We start from the raw sequence: 26,691 nt of genomic DNA on the forward strand, positions 1-26,691 counted from the left end.
GAACGCCCCCACCCCCCCCCCCCCCCCCGACCCCCCCCCCCCCCCCCCCCCCCCCCCCCCCCCCCCCCCCCCCCCCCCCCCCCCGCGGCCCTTCGGTCCCGGCACAGGGTGAGATCTCACCGCGGGCTTCTGCACCGCTGTTCCACCGTGGCCACCACGACCAGGACCGCCAGCAGCGCACCGGCGGCGAGGGCAGGTGCCGGGAAGAAAGCGGCCAGCAGGACGCCGACGGCCGCGACGGGATACGGAATCCACTCGGCCACGGTTCTTTGATGGGGCCGGAGGTGTACGGCCCAGACGCTGATCAGGAAGACGGCCGCGGGGACGGTGACCGCCGCGCCCGCGGCCAACGGCGAGGCGTCCGTGCGTCGCGTGACATGATCGGCATACGCGGCCAGGCCGGCTCCCTCGGCGGTCGCCGAAGCGAAGATCAGGTAGTGGCCGTAGGCCCAGGTGAATCGCCTGCGGTGGGCCTGGTGCGTCGTGGCAAGCAGGGCGTGCGCGGATCTGGCGAAGTACAGCCACCACATGGCGTAGGCCATGAACAGGCCACCGGCCGCCACCGCGTACAGCGAACCGGTGCCCTGGTGCCGGTCGAAGGCGCCCCGGACGGCGACGGTGGCCGCCGCGACGGACTCTCCGAGGACGATGAGGGTGAAGAGTTCGTAGCGCTCGGCAATGTGGCGCGGATGCCATGGAGTCATCCCGGCGGACTGCGCCCACACCGGGACGGAGACCTCGGCGATGATCAGCACCACAATGCCCGGCAGCCGAGCCGATGCCGGGAGACCGAGCAGCCCGACCCACCCGATTTGACATACCGTCACCCCAACGGCGAAGCGCAGGGTGGTCGGCCGCCGAGCGGGGTCGGACCACGCGGCCCGCAGCCACAGGGCGGCCAGCGCCGTGCGCAGCACGACGTATCCGATGGTGATGACCCGCAGGTCACCCTCCTCGAACGCGCGGGGAACGCCTGCGGCAAGCACGAGTGACCCCGTGATCTGGACCAACACCGTCAACCGGTACAGGACGTCGTCCGGGTCGTAGGCGGAAGCGAACCAGGTGAAGTTCATCCACGCCCACCAGATGGTGAAGAAGACCAGCGCGAAGCGCAGGACACCGGTGGCGTACTCCCTGTCGGTCAGCGCCTCGTGCAGACTCCCGGACGCCTGGGCCACCGCGATGACGAAGCACAGGTCGAAAAGAAGCTCCAGGGAGGTGGCGGTCCGCTGCGGCTCGCCGGGGTCGCGGCCCGGCATGCTACGCCATCGCCTGGGCGCCGGGTCCGTGCGGGCGATCGGAGGGCGGCTCAGCGGAGGGCTCCGAGCGCGGCCCCCACCGTCCGGTGGAAGGTGGGATACGTGTAGATCATGTGCTGGAGCCGGTCGACGGGTATTTCGGCGTGGACGGCCACGTTCAGCCCGTAGAGCACCTCGCCGCCCGCCGGCCCCGCCGACGTCGCGCCGACCAGTACGCCCCGGTCGGTGTCCTCGACCAGCTTGATGAACCCCTCATTGCCCGGCCCGTGAATCCACCCTCGCGTGGAGGAGGAAATGGGCAGCACGCTGGTACGCACCCGCAGTCCCTGCTCCCGCGCCTGACGCTCCGTCATTCCCACCGCACCGATCTCCGGATCGGTGAAGGTGACGCGGGGCAGCGCCCGGTAGTCCGCGTCGGGTCCAGGCTGTCCGAGTATGTCCCGAACGGCGATCTCCGCCTGGTACATCGAGACGTGGGTGAAGGCGCCCCGGCCGGTGATGTCGCCAATCGCCCACAGCCCGTCCCCTGCCCGCATCTGCCCATCCGTGCGTACGACTCCTGCTGCCGGATCGAGTCCCACCGAGTCGACCGTCAGTGGGGCCAGATCGGCGTGTCGCCCGGCGGCGACCAGTAGCCTCTCGGCGCGCAGCGGCTGCCCGCCCGCTTCCAACCGTACGGTGAACGCGGTGCCGTCATGGCCGATCTGCCGCGCCCGGGCACCCGTCAGTACGGTGACACCGTCCGCCCGCAGAGCCTCCGCCGCCAGCTCCCCCGCCTCCGGCTCCTCCTGTGACAGCAGCCGCTCCTGCCCCTCGATCACCGTGACCACACACGTGAAACGGGCGAAAACCTGGGCGAGTTCGACGCCGATGGCGCCCCCGCCGAGCACGACCATCGACTCCGGCAGTTCCTTGGCCGCCATGGCATCCCGATTGGTCCAGTACGGCGTTCCGTCGAGGCCCGGCACCGGGGGGATCCGGGGCCGCGTGCCGGTGGCCAGCACTACACCGCGCCTGGCTTCGAAGGTGCGGTCGCCGACCACCACCCGGCGTGGCCCTGCGAGTCGGCCTGTCCCGCGGACGAGTCGGCCGCCCTTGGCCGCCAGCCGGTCGACGGCCACCCGGTCGTTCCAGTCGTCGGTCGCCTCGCCGCGAATGCGCCCGGCGACCCGGCCCCAGTCCGGAGTCACGACCGCCTCACCGGCGAGGGCGGGGATCCGGCCCGCCTCGGCAAGCAGATTCCCGGCCCGGATCATCATCTTGCTGGGCACGCACGCCCAGTACGGACACTCGCCTCCGACGAGTTCCGCCTCGACCCCCACCACGTCAAGTCCGGCCTCGGCCAGCGTGCCCGCGACGTACTCGCCGCCCGGCCCCAGCCCGAGGACCACCACGTCCACCTGCTCGTTCGTACTCATGCCTCTCCTCGCTCCCCAGCTCGCCGAGCGTGGGTTGTCCCGCCGAGGCTAGAGCGGCAGGACCACCACGCATGCCTGCCAGCGCACGGGGGCTTGTCCGAGAGCGAACGCCTCGCACATGCAACGGGCACAGTGCGCCGGCAGGCATCACCGCATGCGCTGTCGGTCAATGCGCCCTGCGTCGGGGCACCTAGCGTCGCCCGGGTAAGCACAGCACGGCATCGCAGGAGGCGGTCCATGACCAGCAGTTCCAAGCCCTTGAGCAGCAGCCAGCCCTGGCTGCACCAGAAGGGCGAGGTGATCCAGGAATTCGGCACCGTCAAGCAGTTCCCGATCGGTCTGTCCTACGAGGCGCGGATGTACTCCTGCCAGCGCCTGAACAGGGTCCTGGCGGACACCCAGATCCTCTACGGCCTCTACAAGAAGCATCACTGGCTGATGCGCGGCGCGACCTTCTACCAACTGCACCTGGTCCTGGACAAGCACGCGGGAGAGCAGCTCGAACTCGTCGACACCATCGCCGAACGCGTCCAGTCCCTGGGCGGCGTCGCGGTAGGGGATCCCCGGCACGTCGCCGAGATCACCTCGATTCCGCGGCCTCCGGACGGGGTGGAGGAAGTGCCGGCGATGCTGTCACGACTGCTGGAGGCCCACGAGACCATCCTCGTCGAGGCCCACGACGCCGCTGCCCGGACCGCCGAGCTGGGGGACGACGGCACCAACGACCTGCTTGTCTCCCAGGTGATCAGGACCGGCGAACTGCAGGCGTGGTTCCTGGCCGAGCATCTGGTCGACACACCGCTGGTGCGTGCCTGACGGAGCCTCAGCCCGTGTCCTTCCGGACACGGGCCGACGCCCGTATGGCACCCCCGTCCGCCTACGATGCAGTGAGGATCGAAGATCGCGGACTCTGCATCAGACGGAGCGCTGCTTGACCGGGAGCGGATGATGGATCTGCGTCAGATGGAGGTCGTCGTCTCTGTGGCGGAGACGGGCGGTTTCACGGCGGCGGCAAGACGCCTGCACGTGGTCCAGTCCGCGGTGTCCAGCACGGTGCGGGCCCTCGAACGCGAATTCGGCACCCCCCTGTTCGACCGCACCACGCACCGTGTTTCGCTGACCCCCGCAGGTGAAGCATTCCTCCCCGCCGCGCGTGCGACTCTCCGAGCCGCCGAACTGGCACGGGAAGCAGTCGATGCGGTGCAGGGGCAGCTGCGCGGACGCATCACCGTCGGGACGATGCAGGGGGTCTGGGCCGGGCTCCACCACGCCCTGGCCGCGCTGCGGGCGGAGCATCCAGGCGTAGTGGTCCAGCTGCGGCAGGCGGCGGTCGCCGACATCCGCCAGGCGCTGCGCGAGGGCACGGTGGACCTGGCCGTGGTCGCGTTCGACCGGCAGCAGCAGCGCGGGCTGACGACGCGGCTGCTGTCGCGCGAGGAGATGGTGCTGCTGGCGTCGTCCCAGCGGATTCTCGGTACGACGCCGAACGGTGAAGTCGAACTCGCCGAGGCCGCCCGGTCGCCCCTGGTGGACTTCTCACCGGGCTGGGCCATCCGCTACGCGGTCGATCGGGCCTTCCGCGCCGCCGGCGTCGACCGCAGCACAACCTTCGAAGTGAACGACATCGTCGCGGCAGCCGAACTGGTCCGCAACGACCTGGGAGTCTGCATCATGCCCAAGTCGATCGCCGACCGCTTCCCCGATCTCCCCCAGTACCGGTTCCACAGGCACGCGCCGCACTGGAAGGTCATGGTGGTACGCCCGCCCGGCGAGGCACCACCGGCAGTCGCCGCACTGCTGCGCCACATCACTTGACAGGACCGAGACACTCATCGTGGCCCCCCTGACACCACCACCGGTAGCGTGCGGGCCGTGTCAGATGCCGACGAGGTGCGTGAGCGGATCCGGGTGGCTTCGTTCACTTCCAGGGGCAGCGTTTGTCCGCCGGTTTGGGCAGCAGTCGCGGATCTTGAGGCCCGTGAATGTTCAGGAGAAATAGCAGGGCGAGCGATGCGCGGTGCGTCGCTCGTCGTCCCGCGGGGCGTCTACTGCCCGGCGCGTGGCCGGGTGAGTCCGGCTCCGACCTTGGTAGGCATCTGGCCGAGGAGGTGGAGGGCTCGTGCACGTGTCGGCACTCCACGCGTGGTTCCCGTCCAGTAGGCGTCGGTGAGCTTCTCCGTGACCGTGAGGATCCGGTCGTTGTCCTGGGCGGCCAGCACGAGGACGAACCGCACGTAGTCGCCGATGTCGGTGCCCTGGGGGTGCTGGTGCGTGAAGGTCTGCAGGCGCGGTGTCAGGGCGGTCAGGGTGCGGTCCGTCGGGAAGACGACGGCGAGGCCGGCCAGGGCCAGCCGAACCGCAGGGCATTCGGCCGACCAGCGTGTCAGCAGATCTGGAGTGCGGGCCTGGACCGCGCTGCGGGCCCGGGCCTCGCTGTCGGGATCGGCGTGTGGCGGGGTGGCTGGCCAGGTCTCGGCGAGGTGACGCTCGGCGACGGTGGCAGCCCTGAAAAGCAGGTCGACGGCTTGGAATCGGTGTCGGCCGGGAATCCGGTCGTCGACGGCGAGGGCCGCGAGCAGGACGAGGCCGTCAGCGGTGGCGGGCTGGCAGGTGTCCTGGTGGAGGATCTCGTTGTAGAAGGGGGTTGAGGAACATCCGTGTCAGATCGTGCGCTAAGCCTTCGTCGGCCCAGGTGGGCGGCTGACGGCGCGTCGGTCCCGGGACGGGTCTGAAGTCGTCCCACAGATAACACCCCAATATCTGCGGTAGCTTGATCCGTCACCTGCGGTGACGTTCTTCGGCCGCTACGCGAAGCGGCCCTGTTATCCGCGGCAAGGGGGAAGCGGTGCCCACCGTCGTACAGCTGCCGGCTGGGAAGGCGTTGACCGTCCGCGCGGCGGCGGACGTATTTCTCGACTCGCTCGGCAACCCGAACACGATCCGGAACTATGGGATCGGGGTCGGCAAGACCGCCGAACGGCTCGGCGAGGCTCGGTCACTGGCATCGGTCGCGGACGACGAGATCGGTGAGGCTCTGGAACTGCTGTGGGGCACCGCGGCGGTGAACACGTGGAACTCCCGTCGGGCGGGGGTGCTGTCCTGGCTCGGCTGGTGCCGGGAGCACGGCTACGACGGTCCGATGGTCCCGGCCTGGGCGAAGCGGCTGTCGGTGCCGGACTCTGAGACCCCGGCCCGCTCGAAGATGGCGATCGACCGGCTGACCGCGCGGCGTGAGGTTCACCTGCGGGAGAAGACGCCGTGGCGGATGCTGTACGAGACCGCCGCCCGCGCGGAAGAGATCCTCGGTGTGAACATCGAGGAACTGGACTTCGCCGGGCGCCGCTGCCCGGTCAAGGCGAAGGGCGCCCGGACCAAGGCCCGCCGCCGCGGCCAGGCGCGCGAGGACTTCGTGCTGGAGCCCGTGTACTGGGACGCCGGCACTGCCCGGCTGCTGCCCCGGCTTCTCAAGGGCCGCACCTGCGGGCCGGTGTTTGTCACCCACCGCCGCCCGGGGCCTGGCAAGGTCGTCAGCCCGCGCGGCGTCTGCCCAGATACCGGGCTGGCCCGACTGTCGTACGGGCAGGCCCGCGCGCTGCTGGACGAACACACCGCGGTGCGCGGGCCCGGAACGGGCTGGGACCTGCACGAGTACCGCCACTCCTCCCTGACCCACCTCGGTGAACAGGGTGCGTCGCTGCTGATGCTCATGGCGAAGTCCCGGCACAAGAAGCCGGAGAACGTCCGCCGCTACTTCAAGCCGTCCCCGGAGGCGATTGCCGAGCTCACCAGCCTGCTGGCCCCCGGCGACAGCAGGCGCTGAACGCGGAGCGGTTCTGTGCTGTTCCTTCCTGCTTGGATGTCCGTTCGGGCCAGGGGATCAGCTGTCCAGTGAGAGTGCGTTCTTGGCGTGCGCGGCGGATTCCTCCGAGGCGGGTCCGCCGGGATTCTCGGTGGCCAGGGCCTGGTTGAGGGTGACGAAGGGGCGCATCCGCTGCTCGTAGCGGGCATACGCGGTGCGGTGGTCGCCGTTGGCTTGGGCAAGGCAGTCGGCCAGCACGTGGGCGCCGACGAGGGCCAGGCTGGTGCCCTGCCCCGAGAGGGGGGAGGGGCAGTAGCCGGCGTCTCCGAGCAGGGTCACCCGGCCCCGCGACCACGGGTCCATGCGGATCTGGGCCATGGCGTCGCAGTAGAAGTCGGGCGCCTTCCGGGCGGCCTCGGCCAGGCGGGTCCCTTCCCACCGCATCGACGCGAGCTTGTCCACGACGAGCTGCCGCAGGGCGCCACTGTCGCGGAGGTCGTGGGCGAGGGGGCCAGACTCGAATCCGAAGGCGATCCTGAGTTCGGTGTTGCCGCGTACGGGCATGATGCCGAAGCCCGTGTCGCCGTCCCGCAGCCACATCTGCCAGTCGTCCAGGGCGAAGAAGTTGTCCGCGCTGAACACCGAGAGATAGCTGCCCAGGTGGTGGGCGAAACGCTCCTCCGGACCGAAGGCCAGGCGTCGTACGGTGGAGTGGAGGCCGTCCGCCCCGACCACGAGGTCGAAGGTGCGGGACGGCCCGTGCGCGAAGTCGACGCGCACGCCGGTCTCGTCCTCGTCGAGTGCGGTGATGCTGTCGCCGAAGAGGTACTCGACGCCTGCGCGCGTGTGCTCGTACACCATCCGTACCAGGTCCTCGCGCAGTACCTCGATGTCTTCGCTGTCGAGCCGGCCGCTGCTGAAGGTCGCCTCGGTGGAGCGGTCGACCTCGTGGCCGTCGGGGTCGAGGATCGACATGCCGCGCATCCGGGTCCGCACGCGGCTTGCCTGCTCCAGCAGGCCCATCCGCTCCACGACTTCGAGCGCGACGCCGCGGATGTCCACCGCCTGGCCGCCGGGGCGTTGGCCCGGGGCGCGTTCGACGACGGTGGGCGCGAAGCCGTGGCGGCGCAGCCAGTAGGCGAGGACGGGCCCGGCGATTCCGCCGCCGGAGATGAGTACGGTCTGCATGAGAAGTTCCTCCAGTGCTTTTTACGATGTACGCGCACTGAACGTACGACGTACGCACACTCCCTCCAACTGGCCAAATACCGGATCTGTACTAGGCCAGACGGCTTACGTTCGGCGTTGCCGCTGCTACCCTCTGCACTAGTACAGGAAAGGAAAGCGGCAGGACGTGACGAAGACCACAGACGCAGTCGGTGATCCGCCCTATCTGCGCATCGTCGCCGCGATCCGGCGGCGCATCGCGGACGGTGAACTCGCCCCCGGAGACCGGGTTCCCTCGACCCGGCAGATCGCCGGGGAATGGGGCGTCGCGCTCGCCACCGCCACCAAGGCCCTGACCACCCTGCGTCTGGAGGGACTTGTCCAGGCACGGCCCCGGATCGGCACGGTCGTCGCCGGAACGGCCCCCGCCGCGCCGACCCGCAGGCGCCCGTCACCCGTCCCGGACCCCGAGCAGGAGCTGAGCCTCGACCGGATCGTCCGCACGGCCATCGACATCGCCGATACCGAAGGACTGTCGGCGCTCTCCATGCGCGGCGTTGCGGCACGGCTCGGCGTCGCCGCCATGTCGCCCTACCGGTACGTCCCCAGCAAGGACGACCTCATCCTGCTCATGGCCGACACCGCATTCGGCGAGGAGTCCTACCCCGCCAACGCCCCCGAAGAGTGGCGTTCCCGCATCGAACTGGGTGCTCGGACCCTCTGGACTCTCTACCGCAAGCACCCGTGGCTGGCCCAGATCGGCTCTCTCACCCGCCCTCTGCTCGTGCCCAACCTGATGGTCCACGGCGAGTGGGTGCTGCGAGCCCTCGACGGCCACGGACTCGATCCCACCAAGCTGTTCGACATCCACGTCCTGCTCTACAGCCATGTCCAGGGCCTGGCTGTGCACCTGGAGATGGAAGCGCACGCCGAAGCGGCCACGGGCCAGTCGGAGGACCAGTGGTTGGACAGCCGCACCCCCGCTCTCCGGGAACTGGTGGAATCCGGCCGCTTCCCGACCTTCACCAAGGTGGTCGGAGCCTTCGAGGACGGCTATGACCTGCGTCTCGATGCTCTCTTCGAATTCGGCCTCAAGGCACTCCTCGACGGCCTGACTTCCATCGTCGAAGGTCAGGAAGCTGTCACGTAGACACAAGAACGAGTTCATCGAGGACCGGACCCACGCCCCTTCGCGCTATCGGGGCGTCCGCCGGCGACGTGGCGGATACGACCAGAGATCACCGGGTTCATGGTCCTGACTAGAACAAGCGCTTCACTCCTCGTCGGTGGAATCCGGATTGCGCAGGGGCCGTAGGCCGCCAGGCAGGTTCGGGAGCTGGAAGGAGTACCGGCCGAGCATGTTGATGTGGTGCCGCACAAACGGCGAGAGGCGGGCCACGTCCTCGTCACGGACGTCGAAGCCGTCCGCCCGCAACCGCTTCGCTGCAGCGTCCATGTACCTCGTGGTGAAGAGTACGAGGGCGTTGAGGACCAAGCCGAGGGCGCCGATCTGGTCCTCCATACCGTCCTGGTAGAGCTGCCCGTGCCTGCCGTGGAAGATTCGCCCATGCATGCGAGAGAGGGGGTACGAGTGGGGGCAAATCAAGACACCTGAGCACGTCCCTAGCTGGCGAAATCGTCTCCACTTTGGAGTCGTCGAGCTTAGCGTTGCGACGAGATTTGGGTACCATGCGCCGGCGGAGCTCCTGTCGTCGCCGGGGTACAGGGGGGTGACTAAGCAAATCAGGGGGCGGTTGGCGAGCCTACCGAAGGACGCTGCTTCAGATGTCATGGCGTGCCAGAAAGAAGCTGACCGGACATTGACGCGTGGCGCAAAGACTTCCTTTGCGAAGTTCAACGACTTGAAGTCGAGTACGTTCGATGCTGCGAAACGTGATCAACGCGTAAGGAGCGTAGTGAGTCGTTGGAGTGCATGCATGAAGACGGCTGGTTTCGACTACGCGACGCCCTGGGGTGCGGCTAGTAAATGGGGCGCCAAGGGGGAACCTTCAGAGCGCGAGATTTCAACCGCTGAGGCTGATGTCAAGTGCAAGCAGCAGACCAAGGTGGTTGCTGTTTGACTCTCCACCGAACAGAGGCTACAGGAAATCGAAATCGGCAAGGATAGGGCCTATTTCGATGAAATCAAAAAGGTAAACCGGCGTTATATGAGTAACGTCCAGGCAGTGCTGTTCCGGAAATAGTCGCCAATTTGGAACGGGTCTACGAGGTGGGCCGGTTTTTCGGCAATTTACTGAACGGAATCATCAGTGGCATCCTCTGTCTCGCCGACCGAGCTGCCTGCGCAACGTACACGGACCCCCCTTGCTGGACAGAGGTGGGTTCGCGCTTTCTGGGAGCGGCATCGCGTGCCTATCTTGGCCAGCGCGCTCGCCCTTCCTCTGTACGTCCTATGGTTTATCTTCCTCGGGACCGGAGGGGGGGACCTTGCGGCACAGGTCTCCTGGACAAATTTCGTCGCCGAACATCCTGGGTCGCCCTATAGCCTTGGCTGGTATGGGGGCGTCCACGTAGGCAACTACAGTGTTTTGGCCCCACAGTTGATGGCGCTGTTCGGTGTGCGAACTGTCACTGTCGCCGCGGGTACGGCTGCCTCATGGCTGGTGGGCTGCGTGTTTGTACGTAGCGGTGTCCGTCACCCCTTGTGGCCTACCCTCCTGGGGGTCTTGTTCCTTTGGGGCAACGTAGCGTCTGGTCGGTCTACCTTCGCGCTGGGCGTTGCGCTCGCCTTGGTGTCGTGCCTCCTGCTGATGGGGCATGGTCGGCGCCTTGCCCTGGCTGGCATCTTCGCCGCGCTGGCGACCATGGCTAGCCCGGTGGCAGGACTGTTCCTTCTTGTGTGCGGGGCAGGCTGGCTTTTGAACCGAGATCTCGGTAGTGCCCTCGCGCTGTGCGCCCCACCCATTGTGGTGGTGGGCTTGACGACCCTGCTATTCCCCTTTAGCGGCATGATGCCAATGTCCGCAAGCGATATTTGGAAGCCGGTCCTTTTCGGCGCGCTGCTTGCGGTGTTTGCTCCGCGGGAATGGCGAGTGCTCCGTTTCGGCGCGGCAACGTACTCGGCCGGAGTCCTTCTGTCGGCCCTGATTCCTTCGCCTGTGGGTTCCAACGTCGTTCGTCTAGCCGAACTGTTTGGCGGTCCGGTGTTGCTTGCTGCGCTTCTCGCCGATAAGGGGCGAAGGGTTCAAAAGGTGGCGCTTACCCTCGCTCTGGCACTTTCCGCATATTGGGTCACGGAACACACCATTCATGTGACGAGGATGTCAACTCCGGTGCCAACGTGGGCTACGGAATCCCGCGGTGTACTGATGGCCCTTGATCGGCTAGGGGCGGACCGTACACGCGTCGAGGTGGTCCCGGCTGTGAATCACCGAGAAAGCACTGCGCTAGGGCCTCATATCAATCTGGCCCGGGGCTGGAATCGTCAAGTCGATGTAGAGCGCAACGATCTCTTCTACAAGAATCGTTTCTCGTCGGCGAAGTACCGTGCCTGGCTCAACGACTGGGCTGTCGGCTACGTAGTTCTGCCAGAAGGTGAACCGGACTATGCCGCAAAGGATGAGGCTGAGCTCGTCCGTAACGAGCCTGGCTGGTTGAAACCTGTGTGGCGGGATACCCATTGGCGAATCTATGAAGTTAAGGGTGCGAAGCCGATGATTTCAGGTGCCGGAGCGAAGATCGTCAGCAGTGACAACGCCACGGTGACGCTATGGGCGCGGGATAGTGGGACAGTCAGCCTGCGCATCGCGTATTCCCCCTGGCTTCGTGCCAGTGAGGGGTGCCTGGAACGCGATGGCGAATGGATGCGTCTCAAGGTGCCTACCGCAGGTCAATACAAGATCAGCAGCTCCTACCAAGTCCCATGGCAAGGGCGTTGCTAGCAGCAGTCTTCGAGGAGGGGAGCTCCTGTCGAGGCCTTGCTCGACCAGCCGGTTAGGTGCCTGTGGCCAGCGTCGCTCCCTGCCTGCTTCTAGCGTGCGCCGCTCCACTTCAGCGATCGAGCCTTGACTCAATGCTGGGCAGTTAGGGCTTGCCTGGAAACAAGCCGTCGCTTCCGGGATCGTGCCTCGTTGTTGTGGTATGGGGATTCCGGAGGGGCCGATTCGATGCTGACGGCGAAGTTCCAGGCGTTGTTCCCGCACTTGGACGAGCGCCAGCGTCGGCTGACCATAGGGGCGGAGGCGCGGTCGCTGGGGCACGGCGGGATCAGGCTTGTCGCCCGTGCGGCCGGGGTGCGTGAGGGCACCGTCTCGCGCGGGGTAGCTGAACTGGAGTCCGGGGAGGCGCCGTTGGGGCGGATCCGTCGGGTGGGCGGGGGCCGTAGGCGGGCGGTGGACCTGGATCCGGGGCTGCGGCCCGCGCTGCTGGCGCTGGTCGAGCCGGAAGAGCGCGGTGACCCGATGTCGCCGCTGCGCTGGACGACCAAGTCCACCCGCGTCTTGGCCGCAGAGCTGACCCGCCAGGGGCACCAGGTCAACGCGGACACCGTTGGCGACCTGCTGCGCGAGGAGGGCTTCAGCCTGCAGGGCAACGCCAAGACCATCGAAGGCAAGCAACACCCGGACCGGGATGCGCAGTTCCGCTATGTCAACGAACAGGCCAAGGGCTACCAGGCGGCCGGGGACCCGGTGATCAGCGTGGACGCGAAGAAGAAGGAGCTGGTCGGCCAGTACCGCAACGGCGGCCGCCAGTGGCGGCCCCACGGCAAGCCGGTCACCGTGCACACCCACGACTTCCCGGACGCCGATTTGGGCAAGGCCATCCCGTACGGAATCTACGACCTCACCCGCAATACCGGCTGGGTCAACGTCGGCACCGACCACGACACCGCCGCCTTCGCTGTGGAGTCGATCCGCCGCTGGTGGAACGGGTGCGGCCGGCACGCCTACCCTGCCTCTCGGCGGCTGTTGATCACCGCGGATGCGGGCGGCTCCAACGGTTACCGCACCCGCGCCTGGAAAGCCGAGCTCGCCGCCTTGGCGCTGGAAACGGGCCTGGAGATCACCGTGTGCCATATGCCGCCGGGGACTTCGAAGTGGAACAAGATTGAACACCGGTTGTTCTCCCACATCACGATGAACTGGCGAGGCAGACCGCTGACCAGCCACGACGTCATCGTGAACAGCATCGCGGCGACCACTACCCGCACCGGACTGACCGTCCGCGCCGAACTCGACACCGCCTCCTACGAGACCGGCGTCCGCATCGGCGACCGGCAGATGGACGCGCTGCCCGTGGACCGCCATGCCTGGCACGGCGACTGGAACTACAGCCTTCGCCCCGAGCCATATGCCCAGGTCAGCGACGTCCCGGACCCATTCGACCAGCCCAGCCCCGACCTCGCCTGGCTGTGCCACCCGGCCCTGACCGGACTGCCGCCCGCCGAATGGGACACGCTGATCACCACACTCACCACCCTCCACGAGGACCAGCGGGAGGCGAACCTGAACAAACGGCGCGGTCACCGCCCACGCGTCAAGGGCGACGGCGGCACCGGCCGCCGCCCCGTCCTCACCCTCGCCGACCGGCTCCTGGCCGCCCTCCTCCATTACCGGCACGGGCTCCCGCAGGTCGCTATCGCCCGTCTCTTCTCCGTCACTCCAGAAACCATCAACCGGCGCATCCGCGACATCCGCCAACTCCTCGCCGCAGCCGGACACACTGTCCATCCCGCCGCCGACCGCCTCGCCACCCTCGATGGCCTCCACAAGCTCGCAGCAGCGACGGGGATCACCCGCCCACCGGAGATCAAGACAGCGAGTTAATGATCGGCAGGCCCTTAGCGTTTCGACTGGTCACGCAAGCCCCTTGAGGAATTCCTGGCGTGGTGCAACGGAACTCGTTGGTACAAGCAGTCCTGGAGACTGCTTGTACCAACGAGCTCCGTTGCCGTTTCATCATGGCCTGCCCGCCAGGGTCCGTTGCGTGATCAGTTCTGTCCGGGTTCATCCTGCGAGGCCGAGGGCAGTCAGGGGGCGGTGGCAGTCGCGGGCGGCGTGACGTAGCGCGGCGGCGATGTTGGTGTGGCCATCCTGGCGGTGGATGCCGATGGCGAGATTGCGCAGGCAGGCCATGACGCGCGGGAGCGGGCCGATATGGATCTTGGAGTCGCCCTCGCGGAAGGTGCCGCCGAGGGCTTAGCCTCGCCGTTTCGGTTGGGTTTGGCGGCTTTCGAGGCGGAAGCGCGAAAGTGCCTTCCTGACCTGGGACGATGAACCTTGCTGAGGGGTTCTGTCGGACCAGGCGGAGGGCACTTTCCACGTGCAGGTGCGACACGAGGTCGCGTGTGTTGAGTGGATGCTCTTGGAGAGGGGGTCGGCGATGTCGCCGACGACAGAGTAATCCCGGGTCCGTGTCCGATGATCCGTTCCCACCCGGACGTGCGTCGCTGGTAACGGCGGGGTGCGAAGCTCCGGGGAGAAGCCCAAGCGCCGCCGTTCCACCCGGTGGCAACAGGCAAGGGAAAGACCGGGCGGGCGAACACCCGTGAACCCTCGATGACGTCTCGTGAAGAAAAGCCCTGCCGGTGGGTTGTGGTAGCAGGGTGCAGGGTGGGCCGCTGAAACGCGGCAGGCGCCGAGCGGATCTTCATGCCGCCCGGGAGGACACCGCCGCCCCGGGATATAGAGGGCGCCCAATCCGGTCGCATCTCGCACACGCGGAACGTGGAAACCCCGACGGAGGCCGCCGCTCTGGCATGGGCGGCGGTGGGCTGACCGTGAGGAAGGCTGATGTCTCCGGCGGGACAGGACGGCTCAAAAAGCGAAGGCCGGCAGGCCGAAAGGTCAGAGGAAACCGGGACAGCACGAGCGGCGGCCTCTCCGCCACCGTCCCGGCCAACTCGCCGGATACCGGACAGGTTTCCGGGTCCGAAAGGGCGCTGACGTGAGCCGGGTGAGTCTGTGAGGAGGGACGATGGCAGCAGCGACAGTACCGAAGGACAAGTTGGACGCCCCGGCTGCGGCCGGGGTGAACGGACCGGAGGATGACTTCTTCGCGGACTGGGACAGTATCGACTGGGACCAGGCGGAGAAGAACGTACGCCGCCTGCGCCAGCGCATCTTCACGGCATCGAGGGACGGTGACCTGGCGAAAGTCAGGAACCTGCAGAAACTGATGCTCCGGAGCCTCAGCAACACGCTGGTCAGCGTGCGCCGGGTGACGGAGGTCAACGCCGGACGAAAGACAGCGGGGGTCGACGGCCAGGTCGTACTGACCGCCCCGGGCAAGGCAGAACTGGCGCGCTTCATCCAGCAGCGCGGAAGTATCTGGCAGGCCCGCCCGGTCCGGCGAGTGTTCATCCCGAAGGCAGGGGGACACAAACGGCGCCCACTAGGAATTCCCGTGATCATCGACAGGGCTCATCAGGCCCGCGCGTCGGCGGCGCTGGAACCTGAGTGGGAGGCACGGTTCGAGGCGAGGTCATACGGCTTCCGCCCGGGCCGAGGCTGCCACGACGCGATCGGGGTCATCTACAACACGCTCAACGGCAAGAACCCGCAACGCGTGTGGATCCTGGACGCCGACCTGGCGGCGGCATTCGACCGCATTGACCACGATCGGCTTCTGGCCCAGCTCGGTACCTTCCCCGCACGGGGGCTGGTCCGGCAGTGGCTGAAGGCCGGAGTGGTGGAACGCGGCCGTTTCACTGCGACGGAGGAGGGAATTCCTCAAGGCGGAGTGATCAGCCCAGTGCTGTTGAACGTCTCCCTGCATGGGATGGAGGCGGCTGCGGGTGTGCGGTATTACCCTCCTGGCCGACGGCCCGGAGAGATCATGCCGGACGCTCCGGTGCTGGTCAGATACGCCGACGACCTGGTGGCGATGTGCCACAGCCGCGATGCGGCTGAGCAGGTCAAGGCCCAGCTTGCCGAGTGGCTCGCGCCCCGGGGGCTGGTCTTCAACGAGGACAAGACACGTATCGTCCACGCGGAGACCAGTTTTGACTTCCTGGGGTTCAACGTGCGCCGTTATCGATGCGGCAAGTTGCTGATCAAGCCCAGTGAAGCAGCCGTCATGCGGATCCGGGCCAGGTTGCGCGAGGAGGTCCGTGCCTTGCGGGGCGCGGAAACTCTCGCCATCTTGCGGGCGGTCAACCCGATCGTTCGCGGGTGGTCGGCCTATTACCGGACGGTGGTGTCCAAGGAGGTCTTCGCCTCGTTGGACTCTTATCTGTGGCAGCTCACCTACCGGTGGGCTCTGCACAGGCATCCGAAGAAGTCGAAGCACTGGATTACCAGCCGGTACTTCGGCCGATTCAACACCGCCCGGGAAGACAAATGGGTATTCGGCCACCGCGACAACGGTGCCTACCTCGTCAAGTTCGCCTGGACGAAAATCGTCCGGCACCAGTTGGTCAAGGACGCCTCGTCCCCAGACGATCCGGCCTTGACGGACTACTGGGCCAACCGGCGGCGCAGAAGCGCACCGCTGCCGCTGGACCGGGCCACGATGCGTCTGCTCCAGACGCAAAAGGGCCGCTGCCAGTGCTGCGGGCAACTGCTTCTGCATTCCGACCAGCCTCCACAGTCCCCAACCGGGTGGGAGCAATGGCTCCGCACTACCCGGAAAGCGATAAAGGCACGACACATCGCCTACCAGGGGACGAAGACGCCGGACGGGGTTCAACTCCGCCTTGCTCATGCCTCGTGCCTCCGACGCCGGAAGGCGTCAGGCAACGGGAATTCTGCATAGTCCCAAGAGCCTTCAGGACTTGCTTGAGCCGTATGCGCGGATAACGTGCACGTACGGTTCTGAGGGGGCGAGGGCGCCGAAATGCGCCCTCGCTACCCGACGGTATCGGTTCGCGTCCCAGGGTCTATGTCAGTGCCGATGGTTCGGGTGTGGTCGGTCATGCCGGGGCACGGTTGCTGGCGGATCTTGCCGATGCCACGGGACTGACCGCCGCGTACTCCACCGCTCTCAGGCCGCTGCGGCCTCGCGGGACCGGACATGATCCGGGACGGATCGCCACCGACCTGGCGGTGATGCTCGCCGACGTTGACGAGCGGGCACTGGCTTTTCTGCGCTCGGCCCGCGCCTCGGCTCGGGAGGTCGCCTGGCTGCAGGCCGCCGAGACCAGCGAGGGCATACCCGCTGCCCGCGCCGCGGGACGCGTGCTGCCCGGCCTCGTCCTGGACCTCGACGCCACGCTGGTGGCCTGCCACTCCGAGAAGGAGGCGGCCGCACCCACCTACAAGGGCGGCTTCGGCTTCCACCCGCTGCTGTGCTTCCTCGCCAACACCGGAGAGGCACTGTCCGGCTGGCTGCGGCCCGGGAACGCCGGCGCCAACACAGCCACAGACCACATCGCGGTGTTCGAAGTGCGCCACCGTGGGCATGCCACTGTCGAGGGCCGCATCCGGTGCGGCAAGACCATTGGGTTTGGCCGCTTCCCCTCCCGCGACTTCGGTGTCAATGCCGTCTGGCTCGAACTCAGCCTCACGGCGATCGACCTGCTGGCCTGGATGTGCGTCCTGCTGCTGGAGGGGGAATTGGCCACCGCCGAGCCGAAGAAGCTTCGCTACCGGCTGCTGCACGTCGCCGCCCGCCTCACCCACGGCGGTCGGCGTCTGCGCTTGCGGATATCGACAACCTGGCCCTGGAAACACGAACTGGCCACGGCTTTCCACCGCCTCGCCGCACTACCCCGTCCCGCCGGCTGACCAGCAAACCCCTGACCGCCCACGACCCGAAAGACCTTGGAGAACCCGACCCCGCGCCGGGACTCCGCCATGCCCGAGCAACGAAATCACCCCGCCCACCCGACAGCAGAGGAACAGCGGCGTCTCATCACCCCAACCGAAACGGCGAGGTTAGCGCCGGTTTTCGTTCCGATGTTCCTCGACCCCCTAGAAGTCGCCGAGGAAGCTCCGATCGTCCCAGCAGGGGTCGATCTCGGCGTCGAACAGCATCGCCGCCTGACGCGGCCTGCGGCCCGGCAGGCGGTCGGCGATTACCTCCCGGAAGAGCTGCCGGATCGGCGGACCGGCAGCTATCGCGTCGTGCCGGGTCTGCTCGGGTTCGGCGTGCGTATCCATGGCCAGCGCAGCCTACTGGAGCATCTCGGGCCGACGACCCGTCGCCTGGGCGGGAGCTGGCAGGCCGTCGGCCCGGAGTCTGCAGCGGTCAGCCGGCCTCGGCGGGCGCTTCGGTCCGCGCCCGGGTGCTGGCGAGGGGGCCGTTTCGTCTCACGCGTGTCTCACACGCTGCGTGTGAGACGGTGATCCAGGAGCCTCAGACCTGGACCTTATGGACTTTGTGGACACTCACGAACCACTGAGGACGACAGGTAAACTCTGGACACGTGACTGCTGTGTCTGCGAAGCCTCGCATCCCCAATGTCCTGGCCGGCCGCTACGCCTCCACGGAGCTGGCCGTCCTCTGGTCCCCCGAGCAGAAGGTGAAGCTGGAACGCCAGCTGTGGCTGGCGGTGCTGCGCGCTCAGAAGGACCTCGGGATCGAGGTGCCGGATGCTGCCCTCACCGATTACGAACGTGTCGTCGACCAGGTCGACCTGGCCTCGATCGCCGAGCGCGAGAAGGTCACTCGTCACGACGTCAAGGCCCGCATCGAGGAGTTCAACGCCCTCGCCGGCCATGAGCAGGTCCACAAGGGCATGACCTCCCGTGACCTCACCGAGAACGTGGAACAGCTTCAGATCCGGCTCTCCCTGGAGCTGATGCGCGACCGCACGGTGGCGGTCCTGGCCCGGCTCGGCAAGCTGGCGGGCGAGTACCGCGAGCTGGTCATGGCCGGCCGCTCGCACAATGTCGCCGCGCAGGCGACCACGCTCGGCAAGCGCTTCGCGACCGCGGCGGACGAGCTGCTGGTGGCCTACGGGCGGCTTGAGGACCTGCTGGGCCGCTACCCGCTGCGGGGCATCAAGGGCCCCGTGGGCACGGCCCAGGACATGCTCGACCTGCTCGGCGGCGACGCCGGAAAGCTCGCCGAGCTGGAGCAGCGCATCGCCGGGCACCTCGGTTTCGCTCAGGCCTTCACATCGGTCGGTCAGGTCTACCCGCGCTCGCTCGACTACGACGTGGTGACGGCACTGGTGCAGCTGGCCGCGGCGCCTTCGTCGGTCGCGAAGACGATCCGTCTGATGGCCGGGCACGAGCTGGTGACCGAGGGCTTCAAGCCGGGTCAGGTCGGCTCGTCCGCAATGCCGCACAAGATGAACACCCGCTCCTGCGAGCGCGTCAACGGTCTGATGGTCATCCTGCGCGGCTACGCGTCGATGACCGGTGAGTTGGCCGGTGACCAGTGGAACGAGGGCGATGTGTCCTGCTCCGTGGTCCGCCGTGTGGCGCTCCCTGACGCGTTCTTCGCATTCGACGGTCTCCTGGAAACCTTCCTGACGGTGCTCGACGAGTTCGGGGCGTTCCCGGCCGTCGTCGCCCGCGAGCTGGACCGCTACCTCCCGTTCCTCGCCACGACCAAGGTCCTGATGGGTGCGGTGCGCGCCGGTGTCGGCCGTGAGGTCGCCCACGAGGCGATCAAGGAGAATGCGGTCGCCTCGGCCCTGGCTATGCGCGAGCAGGGCGCCGAGCGCAACGAGCTGCTCGACAAGCTGGCCGCCGACGAGCGCATTCCGCTGGACCGCGCACAGCTGGACGCGCTGATGGCCGACAAGCTCTCCTTCACGGGAGCGGCGGGCGACCAGGTCACCGCGCTGATCTCCCGCATCGAGGAGATCACCAAGCAGCACCCCGAGGCCGCCGCATATACACCGGGCTCCATCCTCTGACGGCCGCCACCGCAGCCGGATGACACCCGAAGAGCACCAGGCCGCCCGCGACAGCACCGTTCCCGATGTGGTCGCGGGCGGCCTGCGTGTGCTGTTCTGCGGGATCAACCCGAGCCTGATGACAGGGGCAACGGGCCACCACTTCGCCCACCCCGGCAACCGCTTCTGGCCGGTACTCCACCGGTCCGGCTTCACCCCTCGGCAGCTGAAGCCTGCAGAACAGACCGAACTGCTGCGATATGGCCTGGGCATCACCAATGTGGTCGCCCGGGCCACCGCACGGGCGGACGAGCTGTCCACCGAGGAGTTCCGCGAGGGCGGACAGATCCTGGCAGCCAAGGTCGAGCAACTGCGGCCGCGGTGGCTGGCAGTCGTGGGGATCACCGCGTACCGCACCGCCTTCGGCAAACGAACCGCCCGGATCGGTCCGCAGGACCATACGGTCGGCGGCGCCCGCGTCTGGGCCCTGCCCAACCCCAGCGGCCTGAACGCCCACTGGACCGCTCAGACGATGGCGGAGGAGTACGGACGCCTCCGCACCTCTGTCGAATGCGACGGCGTCAGCACCACTGAAGGAGCCTGACGCCCCGGCGCCTGCACGGCGGCTTGACGCCGATGGCCGTCCGGTTGTGGTTGTGTCCGCGCCAGAGGGCTGGTGCCTGGCCCATCACGGTGAGCGGCGGCGGGGCCGTCGCGGAGGGTTGGTGACAGGGCCCGTCCGCAGGAGGCGGAGACCCGGGCCGACACGGCGGACGGCTGCCGCGTTCCGTCTCAGCGGGCAGCAGCCTGCTCTTGTCACGGCGGATCTATCTCCGTCACCACAACGCTCAGCTCGCAACCGGGGCCTTCCTCCTCCAGGTAGAGCCCCATGGCAACCCATCGGTCCTCGATCTGCCAGAGCTGGAGGTGCTCGCAGCCCGCAACCGTCTCGGCCCACGCCTCCGGAATCTCCTCACCGGCCATCATCCGCTCCTGCGCACTCCACAGACTGATCGTCTGCGGCTCGCCCCAGCGGCCGGCGAGCAGTGTCAGCAGTGCGTCATGCTCTGCGAGGCACTGGGCCCGGAGCTCCAGTCGCCTTGCCTCGTCGTCGTCCCAGTGATCGATGTCCACGTGCAAGGACGCTGTGTGATAGCCGGGCCCGCTGACTCCCGAGCCTGACCGGATGCGCTCCGCGGGGAAGTCCCGGGTGCGCATCCCGTCGATGAGGCGGAGATGATGTGCGGTGGTCATGCCGCTAGTAAACCGCCCAGCACTGACAAGCCGCTCCGCGTCATGAGCTTTGAGGGGCTTTCAGCCGTCTTGCTCCACCTCTGAGGACGTGGCAGCGGGCTATGCGTCCCTTCGGCGGATCGCGCACCAGCCTGCCAGCAGTGCGGCCGCTGCCCACGCCGCCGCCACCGCGAGACCGCTCCACGGTCCGAGACTGCCTTCGGGGTTCTGGTGGAGCACCAACTGTCCTGCCCGGTCGGGCAGATACTGTGCCGCGCCACCTGCGACGTCTCCGATCACGAAGGAGACGATGAGGATGAACGGAATGAGCAGGCTGAGCACGGCCACGGCGCTACGGAGCACTACCGCCAATCCGGCTGCGAACAGAGCCATCAGGGCCAGATATATCCCTCCGCCGAAGGCCGCCCGCAGGGCACCCGGCTCCCCCAGGCCGATCGCGTACTTCCCCATGAACATCTGTCCCACCAGGAAGGCGCTGAAGCTGGCGACAAGGCCAACGACGAGAGCCGGCGCGCCAACGAGAGCCATCTTGGCCGCGTAGAAGAGGTTGCGGCTCGGTACAGCGGCGAGCGATATCCGCAGGGCGCCGTTGAGGTACTCGGAAGAGATCGCGGTTGCCCCGAAGCTGATGGCGGCGATCTGGCCGAAGTTCAATGCATAGAAGGCATTGAAGAGCGGCTCGGCGTCCGCGTTGTCCGCCTCGGCCTGGCCGACGGTGGCGAATGCGAGCACTGTGATGGCAAGCGTCACGAGTAGGACCGCTATCAAGGATCCGGTGACGGACCGCACCGATCTGATCTTGATCCACTCGGAGCGCAGCACTGCGGTGGTCGACATGGTCAGGCCTCCTGACGGTTGGTGGATGAGGTCGCCGCGGAAGCGAATTCCATGGCGTCGGAGGTGAGGTCGAGGTAGGCCTGCTCCAACGTGGCCTGCTCGTCGATGAGTTCAAGGACGGGAATGCCTTCGGCGGCGGCTATCGCACCGATCTCCCCGGCCTTCGCGCCCTCGACGGTCCAACGACCGTCGTCACCCTGTGCAGGCTCATATCCCTTACGGATCAAAACATCACGCAGCCGAGTGGATTCGGTCGTGCGCACCCGCGCCCGAGGCCGGCTGCGGGAGTCAAGGAAATCCTGCATCGGCAGGTCGGCGAGGAGCCGGCCCCGGCCGAGGACCACCAGGTGGTCGGCGAACGATGATGTCTCGTTCATCAGATGGCTGGAGACCAGGACCGTGCGGCCCTCTCGGGCGAGCCGCTTCATCAGCTCGCGGATCCAGATGATGCCTTCCGGATCCAGCCCGTTCGACGGTTCGTCCAGCATCACGACCTCCGGGTCACCGAGCAGTGCGGCAGCTATGCCCAGCCGCTGCCGCATGCCGAGTGAGAACCTCTGGATGCGCGTTCCACCGACCGCGCCGAGGCCTGCCTCCTCAAGGACTTCGTCCACTCTGCGCGCACCCATGCCGTTGCTGACTGCGAGGGCCAGCAAGTGGTTCCGCGCGGTACGCGATCCATGGGCGGCCTGGGCATCGAGCAGGGCGCCCACCCGGCGCAGCGGATCGTCGAGCGTGGCGTAGGGCTGCCCGCCGATCGTGGCCGTGCCGCCGGTTGGCCGGTCCAGGCCGAGAACGAGTCGCATAGTGGTGGACTTCCCGGCACCGTTGGGGCCGAGAAAGCCGGTTACGCGGCCGGGTCGCACGCTGAACGTGAGGCTGTCCACGGCGCGGGTCGTGCCGTATTCCTTTGTGAGCTCATGGACGTCGATGCTGGTCATGTCCTCAGTCTCGCGGTCGCGCCCGGTGCCCGGCCTCCCCCGGGAGTGGGGATCACCTCCCCCGCTCGGGGGAGCCGCGGGGCCCGTGCGGACTGACACGATGGCAGCATGTTCCGCTTTCTCCGCCCGCTGGCCACCTCTGCCACCTACACCCGGTGGCTGCATCTCCTCATCCCGGGAGCGGTCTGGAGCGTGTGGCTGTACATCTCCATGGACACGCTGTGGGCGCCCATGGTCTTCGCTGTGCCAGCGGGATTGTTGCCCGCCATGCGGATGGCCGAGGGTGTTCAGGCACAGCTCCTGCTCACACCTGCGGAGCGGGGCAGCCCCCACGCGGCGATCTCCACAAGCGCTGCGGTCACTTGGGCGGATCGCTGGCGAACCGTGTTGTGGCTGGAGATACGACTACTGCTCTGCGTCGCCGTGGGGTATGCAACGGTGTGGCTGCCGGCGACCGCGGTTGACCTCGTCCTCACCGCAGCGGGCGCAGGCCCGAGTGGCGAATGGCTGGTCCGCGGAGTGGAGCCGCACTGGTGGTACGCCCTGCTGGCACCCTTGCCCTTCCTGGTGCTGCTTGCCATGGTCGCGGCGAGCGGAGAGCTGATCACTGCGACCGCCCGTCGGCTCCTCGGTCCCTCACCGGTGCAGCGGTTGACCGCTCTGGAGGAGCGCACCGAGCAGTTGCTGGAGCGCAATCGCATCGCACGGGAGCTGCATGACTCGATCGGGCACGCGTTGACGGTCGCGGTCGTACAGGCGGGTGCGGCCCGGGCTGCTGACGACCCGGAGTTCACCGAGCGGGCACTGGCCGCGATCGAGGAGACCGGCAGGGACGCGCTCGACGATCTGGAGCGGGTTCTGCGGGTGCTGCGCGAATCGGGAACACCGGTGGGGCAGCGGCCGACGCTCGCGGAAGCGGACCGGCTCCTGGACTCCGCGCGTGGTTCGGGGGCGAAGATCGATTCGGACGTTTCCGGTCCACTGGAGCAGGTTCCGGGGGCGGTCTCCCGGGAGGGGTACCGCATCCTTCAGGAATCTCTCACCAATGTGCTTCGTCACTCCGGGGCGGTTCCCGTCCGGGTGCGGATCAGCGTCACGAACGGCCGGCTGGAGTTGGAGGTGACCAATCCGCTCACTGATTCGATGGGTACGCCGGGCGGTGGGAGCGGGCTGCGGGGCATCCGCGAGCGGGCCGCGTTGCTGGGCGGAAAGGCCAAGACAGGTCCGTACGACGGCGAATGGAGGGTGCACGCAAGTCTTCCGTTGAACGGCCTAGGCTGGCCTGATGCCGGTTACCGTTCTTCTGGTCGATGACGAACCCCTCGTCCGCGCGGGGCTGCGCGCGGTTCTTGAGGCTCAGCCCGATATCGAGGTGGTGGGCGAGGCGGGTGATGGCGCCGCAGTGATCCCATTGCTGCATCAGCTGCGCCCCGATGTGGTGGCCATGGACGTCAGAATGCCGCTGATGGATGGCATCGAGGCGACGCGGGTGGTGCTGCGGACCGTGCCGGAACCACCGAAGATCCTGGTGGTCACCACATTCGAGAACGACGAGTACGTGTACGAGGCGTTGCGCGCCGGAGCGGACGGTTTCCTCCTCAAGCGTGCCCGGCCCGCCGAGATCGTGCATGCGGTGCGCCTGGTCGCAGAGGGCGAGTCGTTGCTGTTCCCGGCGGCGGTCCGGCAACTCGCCGCCGAGTACGGCACGAGCAAGGCGCGGGCGGCCATGGCCCGGGCGTCGCTGACCGAGCGTGAGGCTGCGGTCCTCCGGCTGATGGCCCGTGGCCTGTCGAACGCGGAGATCGCCGCCAAGCTCATGGTCGGTGTCGAGACGGTGAAGACCCATGTCAGCACCGTACTGGCCAAGTTGGGTGCGAGGGACCGTACTCAAGCGGTGATCGCAGCGTACGAGTCCGGGTTCGTCGCTCCGAGCTGAGGGCCGCCGGCCCCGGATACCCGTTCCGGCCCGCAGTCGCCCTGTACCCGGGCAGCGAGTAGCATCCGCCTGACATGCGCACGAGCTGGGAGGACACACCGTGAGCCGGCTGACCGGTGGGGATCCGTCACTGCTGCGACGGATCAATTCCGCGGTGGTGCTGCATGCCCTCCGGGGCGCCGGCTCCCCCACCCTCACGGACCTGACCCGGATCACAGGTCTGTCTCGGCCGACGGTCGAGGGCGTCATGGAGGGGCTCTTCGAGGCCGGACTGGTCGTGGAGTCGTTGCCCGACGGGGGTGAGACCCGACGTCAGGGGCGGCCGGCCCGCCGGTTCCGGTTCCGCGCCGAGGCCGGGCATCTGCTCGGTATCGAGATCGGCCCGCATCGGATCTCCGCGTTGCTGTCGGGGCTGGACGGCCGGATCATCGGGGCGGGCTCACGCGAGGTTTCGGAAGCGGCCTGCGCCGACGACCGGCTCGACAAGGTCAGGGCAGTGGTCGCCGATCTCCTGCGGCGGACGGGCGTGGCCCGGAGCAGTCTGCGTGCGGTCGGGGTAGGCAGCCCGGGCATCGTGGAGGCCGACGGGACCGTACGGCTGGGCACCGCGCTGCCGGACTGGACCGGTCTGGCGCTGGGTGAGCGGCTGAGGCGCTCCTTCCGCTGCCCCGTCCTCGTGGAGAACGATGCCAATGCCGCGGCGGTCGCGGAGCACTGGAAGGGTGCAGCCACCGAGTCCGACGACATCGTGTTCGTCCTGGCAGGGCTGAGCCCCGGCGCCGGTTCGCTGATCGGCGGGCGGCTGCACCGCGGTTTCGGAGGTGCGGCGGGGGAGATCGGCGCGCTGCATCTCCTCGGCCGCGAGGCGACACCGGAGAAGCTTCTGTCGACGACAAACACGCCATTGGACCCGTTGGACGAGCCTGCGGTCGCCGCCGTGTTCGCGAAGGCACGGCATGGCGATGTCCGGGCACAGGCGGCGGTCGAGCGGTTCATTCAGCGCCTGGTGCATGACGTCGCGGCGCTGGTGCTGGCGCTGGACCCCGAGCTTGTGGTGATCGGCGGCTGGGCCGCGGGGCTGGACGGTGTGCTGGATCCGCTCCGCCGTGAGCTGTCCCGATACTGCCTTCGGCCGCCGCGGGTCACGCTGTCGCTGCTCGGCGAGGCGGCGGTGGCCACGGGCGCTCTGCGGCTGGCTCTCGACCATGTCGAGGAGCAGCTCTTCGCGGTGGAGGGAACGGTGACGGCCCGCCGCTGAGTGCGATGGGCCGTACACAGACATGGCAGACCGGCGGAGCCGGTCGTGCTCAGGAGGCCTGGCGCTCCTGACCCTGATGGCTGATCTCCAGGTCGCCCGAGTCACCGAAGGTGAGCCGGCAGGTGTCGGCCCGGTAGGTGGCGACGGAGAGCGCCGCGGTGCCGCCCGCCACGAGATAACGGGTGGTGACAACGAGAACAGGGGCGCCGGGAAGCCGGTCGAGCTCCTTGGCGTCGTCCACGCGCGCCGAACCGAGCTCCACCGAACGGTCCTGGCCGTCGAGGCCGAGACGGTGCAGTTCGCGCAGCACACTGCGGGCCCGGGCGGGACCGGACGGGGCGTCGATCGCGGAAAGTTCGGGCACGGACGACGACGGGACGTACAGCAGTTCCGCCGCGACCGCCTGACCGTGGGCGACCCGGATCCGGCGGACGATGTGCACCGGCTCGTCGCCGTCCACGTCGAGCATGGCCAGTACAGATGCCGGCGCGACCGCCGTCGTGCAGTCCACGGGCTGCCATGCCTCGCCGACACCGCCGTCGGACCAGTCGCGCTGTGCCGTGGAGACGGCGACCCCGACGCGCGGCGGGGCGACGGTGGTCCCGACGCCGCGGCGGCGCTGCAGCCTGCCTTCGAGTTCCAGCTGTTCCAGAGCCTGCCGGAGCGTGGCTCGGGCGACTCCGAACCGCGCGGCGAGCTCGCGCTCGTTGGGCAGGATCTCGCCCACCGCAAAGTCCGAGTCGAGTGCCTCACTGAGCACGGTCTTGAGGTGCCAGTACTTCGGCTCCTGCACCGTTTCCAGCTGCGTGGTCCCCACCCTGTCCTCCGCAATCGCCCAGCGGCTTTTCCGCGACGTTATTTATTAAAGGTTCCTGTCTTAACGTTGAGACCATAGGACGGGACACACCCTTGGTCAAGACCAATCCTCCTTCGGTCACGCAGCGAAACGGCCCTCTGCCGCAGAGCGTTCACAGGACGTTCGTGGCGCCGCGAGCCGCCCGCAGCACAAGGCCCCACGGCCGGGCAGACCGTGGGGCTTCGGGCAGGGACAGCAGAGGGATCCCCGGGCAAAC

The 26,691-nt window shown here is 67.8% G+C and carries 24 protein-coding genes and 1 pseudogene; 14 read left to right on the forward strand and 11 right to left on the reverse strand.

What is annotated here, in order from left to right:
- Positions 1-116: 116 nt before the first annotated feature.
- Together ACZ7IB_RS23975 and ACZ7IB_RS23980 are read right to left on the reverse strand one after the other, a co-directional pair.
- Complete coding sequence (locus tag ACZ7IB_RS23975; protein ID WP_470915485.1) at positions 117-1,259, reverse strand: low temperature requirement protein A; 1,143 nt, start codon at positions 1,257-1,259, stop codon at positions 117-119.
- Positions 1,260-1,309: 50 nt separating this feature from the next.
- Positions 1,310-2,677 (reverse strand): dihydrolipoyl dehydrogenase family protein, encoded by a 1,368-nt coding sequence (locus ACZ7IB_RS23980; RefSeq protein WP_470915486.1) that lies wholly within the window; start codon positions 2,675-2,677, stop codon positions 1,310-1,312.
- A gap of 237 nt (positions 2,678-2,914) precedes the next feature.
- Here ACZ7IB_RS23980 and ACZ7IB_RS23985 point away from each other — a divergent pair, with 237 nt between their 5' ends.
- Positions 2,915-3,493, forward strand: a complete 579-nt coding sequence (locus ACZ7IB_RS23985) for a Dps family protein (protein WP_359111059.1) — start codon at positions 2,915-2,917, stop codon at positions 3,491-3,493.
- A 129-nt stretch (positions 3,494-3,622) separates the two neighbouring features.
- Positions 3,623-4,492 (forward strand): LysR family transcriptional regulator, encoded by an 870-nt coding sequence (locus ACZ7IB_RS23990; protein WP_470915487.1) that lies wholly within the window; start codon positions 3,623-3,625, stop codon positions 4,490-4,492.
- A gap of 230 nt (positions 4,493-4,722) precedes the next feature.
- On the opposite strand, the gene ACZ7IB_RS23995 is transcribed toward ACZ7IB_RS23990, so the two are convergent.
- On the reverse strand, positions 4,723-4,911 hold the full coding sequence (locus ACZ7IB_RS23995) for a hypothetical protein (RefSeq protein ID WP_470915489.1): 189 nt from the start codon (positions 4,909-4,911) through the stop codon (positions 4,723-4,725).
- Positions 4,912-4,944: 33 nt separating this feature from the next.
- On the opposite strand from ACZ7IB_RS23995, the gene ACZ7IB_RS24000 reads away from it, so the two are divergent.
- Both ACZ7IB_RS24000 and ACZ7IB_RS24005 read left to right on the forward strand, forming a co-directional pair.
- A complete protein-coding gene (locus ACZ7IB_RS24000) occupies positions 4,945-5,325 on the forward strand; it encodes a hypothetical protein (protein WP_470915490.1) in 381 nt (126 codons plus the stop codon).
- Between the two features lie 197 nt (positions 5,326-5,522).
- Complete coding sequence (locus ACZ7IB_RS24005) at positions 5,523-6,497, forward strand: site-specific integrase (protein ID WP_470915492.1); 975 nt, start codon at positions 5,523-5,525, stop codon at positions 6,495-6,497.
- Between the two features lie 57 nt (positions 6,498-6,554).
- Here ACZ7IB_RS24005 and ACZ7IB_RS24010 read toward each other — a convergent pair whose 3' ends face one another.
- Complete coding sequence (locus ACZ7IB_RS24010) at positions 6,555-7,664, reverse strand: FAD-dependent monooxygenase (protein WP_470915494.1); 1,110 nt, start codon at positions 7,662-7,664, stop codon at positions 6,555-6,557.
- Positions 7,665-7,830: 166 nt separating this feature from the next.
- Between ACZ7IB_RS24010 and ACZ7IB_RS24015 the strand changes: the two genes are divergently transcribed.
- Positions 7,831-8,793: a TetR/AcrR family transcriptional regulator C-terminal domain-containing protein gene (locus ACZ7IB_RS24015; RefSeq protein ID WP_470915495.1), complete on the forward strand. Its 963-nt coding sequence runs from the start codon at positions 7,831-7,833 to the stop codon at positions 8,791-8,793.
- Between the two features lie 123 nt (positions 8,794-8,916).
- Here ACZ7IB_RS24015 and ACZ7IB_RS24020 read toward each other — a convergent pair.
- Positions 8,917-9,207 (reverse strand): annotated as a pseudogene (locus ACZ7IB_RS24020) (Tn3 family transposase); the annotation flags it as partial.
- A gap of 733 nt (positions 9,208-9,940) precedes the next feature.
- On the opposite strand from ACZ7IB_RS24020, the gene ACZ7IB_RS24025 reads away from it, so the two are divergent.
- Positions 9,941-11,545: a hypothetical protein gene (locus ACZ7IB_RS24025; RefSeq protein ID WP_470915661.1), complete on the forward strand. Its 1,605-nt coding sequence runs from the start codon at positions 9,941-9,943 to the stop codon at positions 11,543-11,545.
- Positions 11,546-11,770: 225 nt separating this feature from the next.
- The gene (locus tag ACZ7IB_RS24030; protein WP_470915497.1) at positions 11,771-13,429 is read left to right on the forward strand and encodes an ISAzo13 family transposase; all 1,659 of its coding nucleotides are present in this window, start codon (positions 11,771-11,773) and stop codon (positions 13,427-13,429) included.
- Between the two features lie 180 nt (positions 13,430-13,609).
- Here the strand turns inward: ACZ7IB_RS24030 and ACZ7IB_RS24035 are convergent, their stop codons facing one another.
- Complete coding sequence (locus ACZ7IB_RS24035; protein ID WP_470915499.1) at positions 13,610-13,738, reverse strand: hypothetical protein; 129 nt, start codon at positions 13,736-13,738, stop codon at positions 13,610-13,612.
- Between the two features lie 841 nt (positions 13,739-14,579).
- Between ACZ7IB_RS24035 and ltrA the strand changes: the two genes are divergently transcribed.
- Both ltrA and ACZ7IB_RS24045 read left to right on the forward strand, forming a co-directional pair.
- The gene (gene ltrA, locus ACZ7IB_RS24040; RefSeq protein ID WP_470915501.1) at positions 14,580-16,358 is read left to right on the forward strand and encodes a group II intron reverse transcriptase/maturase; all 1,779 of its coding nucleotides are present in this window, start codon (positions 14,580-14,582) and stop codon (positions 16,356-16,358) included.
- 104 nt (positions 16,359-16,462) lie between these two features.
- Complete coding sequence (locus ACZ7IB_RS24045; RefSeq protein WP_470915663.1) at positions 16,463-17,329, forward strand: transposase; 867 nt, start codon at positions 16,463-16,465, stop codon at positions 17,327-17,329.
- Positions 17,330-17,515: 186 nt separating this feature from the next.
- Here the strand turns inward: ACZ7IB_RS24045 and ACZ7IB_RS24050 are convergent, their stop codons facing one another.
- Entirely contained in the window at positions 17,516-17,704 is a 189-nt protein-coding gene (locus ACZ7IB_RS24050) for a hypothetical protein (protein ID WP_470915503.1), read from the reverse strand.
- A 266-nt stretch (positions 17,705-17,970) separates the two neighbouring features.
- Here ACZ7IB_RS24050 and purB point away from each other — a divergent pair, with 266 nt between their 5' ends.
- Complete coding sequence (gene purB, locus ACZ7IB_RS24055) at positions 17,971-19,413, forward strand: adenylosuccinate lyase (RefSeq protein WP_351257056.1); 1,443 nt, start codon at positions 17,971-17,973, stop codon at positions 19,411-19,413.
- 19 nt (positions 19,414-19,432) lie between these two features.
- Complete coding sequence (gene mug, locus ACZ7IB_RS24060) at positions 19,433-19,996, forward strand: G/U mismatch-specific DNA glycosylase (RefSeq protein WP_470915504.1); 564 nt, start codon at positions 19,433-19,435, stop codon at positions 19,994-19,996.
- Positions 19,997-20,208: 212 nt separating this feature from the next.
- On the opposite strand, the gene ACZ7IB_RS24065 is transcribed toward mug, so the two are convergent.
- From ACZ7IB_RS24065 to ACZ7IB_RS24075, 3 genes are all read right to left on the reverse strand, one after another.
- Positions 20,209-20,646, reverse strand: a complete 438-nt coding sequence (locus tag ACZ7IB_RS24065) for a hypothetical protein (protein WP_470915506.1) — start codon at positions 20,644-20,646, stop codon at positions 20,209-20,211.
- Positions 20,647-20,745: 99 nt separating this feature from the next.
- Positions 20,746-21,483, reverse strand: a complete 738-nt coding sequence (locus ACZ7IB_RS24070) for an ABC transporter permease (RefSeq protein ID WP_470915507.1) — start codon at positions 21,481-21,483, stop codon at positions 20,746-20,748.
- 2 nt (positions 21,484-21,485) lie between these two features.
- Entirely contained in the window at positions 21,486-22,424 is a 939-nt protein-coding gene (locus tag ACZ7IB_RS24075) for an ABC transporter ATP-binding protein (protein ID WP_470915508.1), read from the reverse strand.
- Between the two features lie 108 nt (positions 22,425-22,532).
- Here ACZ7IB_RS24075 and ACZ7IB_RS24080 point away from each other — a divergent pair, with 108 nt between their 5' ends.
- The 3 genes from ACZ7IB_RS24080 (at position 22,533) to ACZ7IB_RS24090 (ending at position 25,618) form a co-directional block, all read left to right on the forward strand.
- On the forward strand, positions 22,533-23,738 hold the full coding sequence (locus ACZ7IB_RS24080; RefSeq protein WP_470915510.1) for a sensor histidine kinase: 1,206 nt from the start codon (positions 22,533-22,535) through the stop codon (positions 23,736-23,738).
- A complete protein-coding gene (locus ACZ7IB_RS24085; RefSeq protein ID WP_470915512.1) occupies positions 23,710-24,360 on the forward strand; it encodes a response regulator in 651 nt (216 codons plus the stop codon). The genes ACZ7IB_RS24080 and ACZ7IB_RS24085 overlap by 29 nt, the downstream gene beginning before the upstream one ends.
- A 100-nt stretch (positions 24,361-24,460) precedes the next feature.
- Positions 24,461-25,618: an ROK family protein gene (locus tag ACZ7IB_RS24090; RefSeq protein ID WP_470915514.1), complete on the forward strand. Its 1,158-nt coding sequence runs from the start codon at positions 24,461-24,463 to the stop codon at positions 25,616-25,618.
- A gap of 49 nt (positions 25,619-25,667) precedes the next feature.
- On the opposite strand, the gene ACZ7IB_RS24095 is transcribed toward ACZ7IB_RS24090, so the two are convergent.
- Positions 25,668-26,435 (reverse strand): GntR family transcriptional regulator, encoded by a 768-nt coding sequence (locus tag ACZ7IB_RS24095; protein ID WP_470915516.1) that lies wholly within the window; start codon positions 26,433-26,435, stop codon positions 25,668-25,670.
- Positions 26,436-26,691: the final 256 nt, after the last annotated feature.

The organism is Streptomyces sp. NPDC037301 (assembly GCF_055602785.1).

Excerpts from the sequence above, each read along its gene's own strand:
- ACZ7IB_RS23975 (WP_470915485.1), bottom strand. The coding sequence starts at position 1,259 with ATGCCGGGCCGCGACCCCGGCGAGCCGCAGCGGACCGCCACCTCCCTG.
- ACZ7IB_RS23980 (WP_470915486.1), bottom strand. The coding sequence starts at position 2,677 with ATGAGTACGAACGAGCAGGTGGACGTGGTGGTCCTCGGGCTGGGGCCG.
- ACZ7IB_RS23985 (WP_359111059.1), top strand. The coding sequence starts at position 2,915 with ATGACCAGCAGTTCCAAGCCCTTGAGCAGCAGCCAGCCCTGGCTGCAC.
- ACZ7IB_RS23990 (WP_470915487.1), top strand. The coding sequence starts at position 3,623 with ATGATGGATCTGCGTCAGATGGAGGTCGTCGTCTCTGTGGCGGAGACG.
- ACZ7IB_RS24010 (WP_470915494.1), bottom strand. The coding sequence starts at position 7,664 with ATGCAGACCGTACTCATCTCCGGCGGCGGAATCGCCGGGCCCGTCCTC.
- ACZ7IB_RS24030 (WP_470915497.1), top strand. The coding sequence starts at position 11,771 with ATGCTGACGGCGAAGTTCCAGGCGTTGTTCCCGCACTTGGACGAGCGC.
- ACZ7IB_RS24035 (WP_470915499.1), bottom strand. The coding sequence starts at position 13,738 with ATGGCCTGCCTGCGCAATCTCGCCATCGGCATCCACCGCCAGGATGGC.
- ltrA (WP_470915501.1), top strand. The coding sequence starts at position 14,580 with ATGGCAGCAGCGACAGTACCGAAGGACAAGTTGGACGCCCCGGCTGCG.
- ACZ7IB_RS24050 (WP_470915503.1), bottom strand. The coding sequence starts at position 17,704 with ATGGATACGCACGCCGAACCCGAGCAGACCCGGCACGACGCGATAGCT.
- mug (WP_470915504.1), top strand. The coding sequence starts at position 19,433 with ATGACACCCGAAGAGCACCAGGCCGCCCGCGACAGCACCGTTCCCGAT.
- ACZ7IB_RS24065 (WP_470915506.1), bottom strand. The coding sequence starts at position 20,646 with ATGACCACCGCACATCATCTCCGCCTCATCGACGGGATGCGCACCCGG.
- ACZ7IB_RS24070 (WP_470915507.1), bottom strand. The coding sequence starts at position 21,483 with ATGTCGACCACCGCAGTGCTGCGCTCCGAGTGGATCAAGATCAGATCG.
- ACZ7IB_RS24075 (WP_470915508.1), bottom strand. The coding sequence starts at position 22,424 with ATGACCAGCATCGACGTCCATGAGCTCACAAAGGAATACGGCACGACC.
- ACZ7IB_RS24080 (WP_470915510.1), top strand. The coding sequence starts at position 22,533 with ATGTTCCGCTTTCTCCGCCCGCTGGCCACCTCTGCCACCTACACCCGG.
- ACZ7IB_RS24085 (WP_470915512.1), top strand. The coding sequence starts at position 23,710 with ATGCCGGTTACCGTTCTTCTGGTCGATGACGAACCCCTCGTCCGCGCG.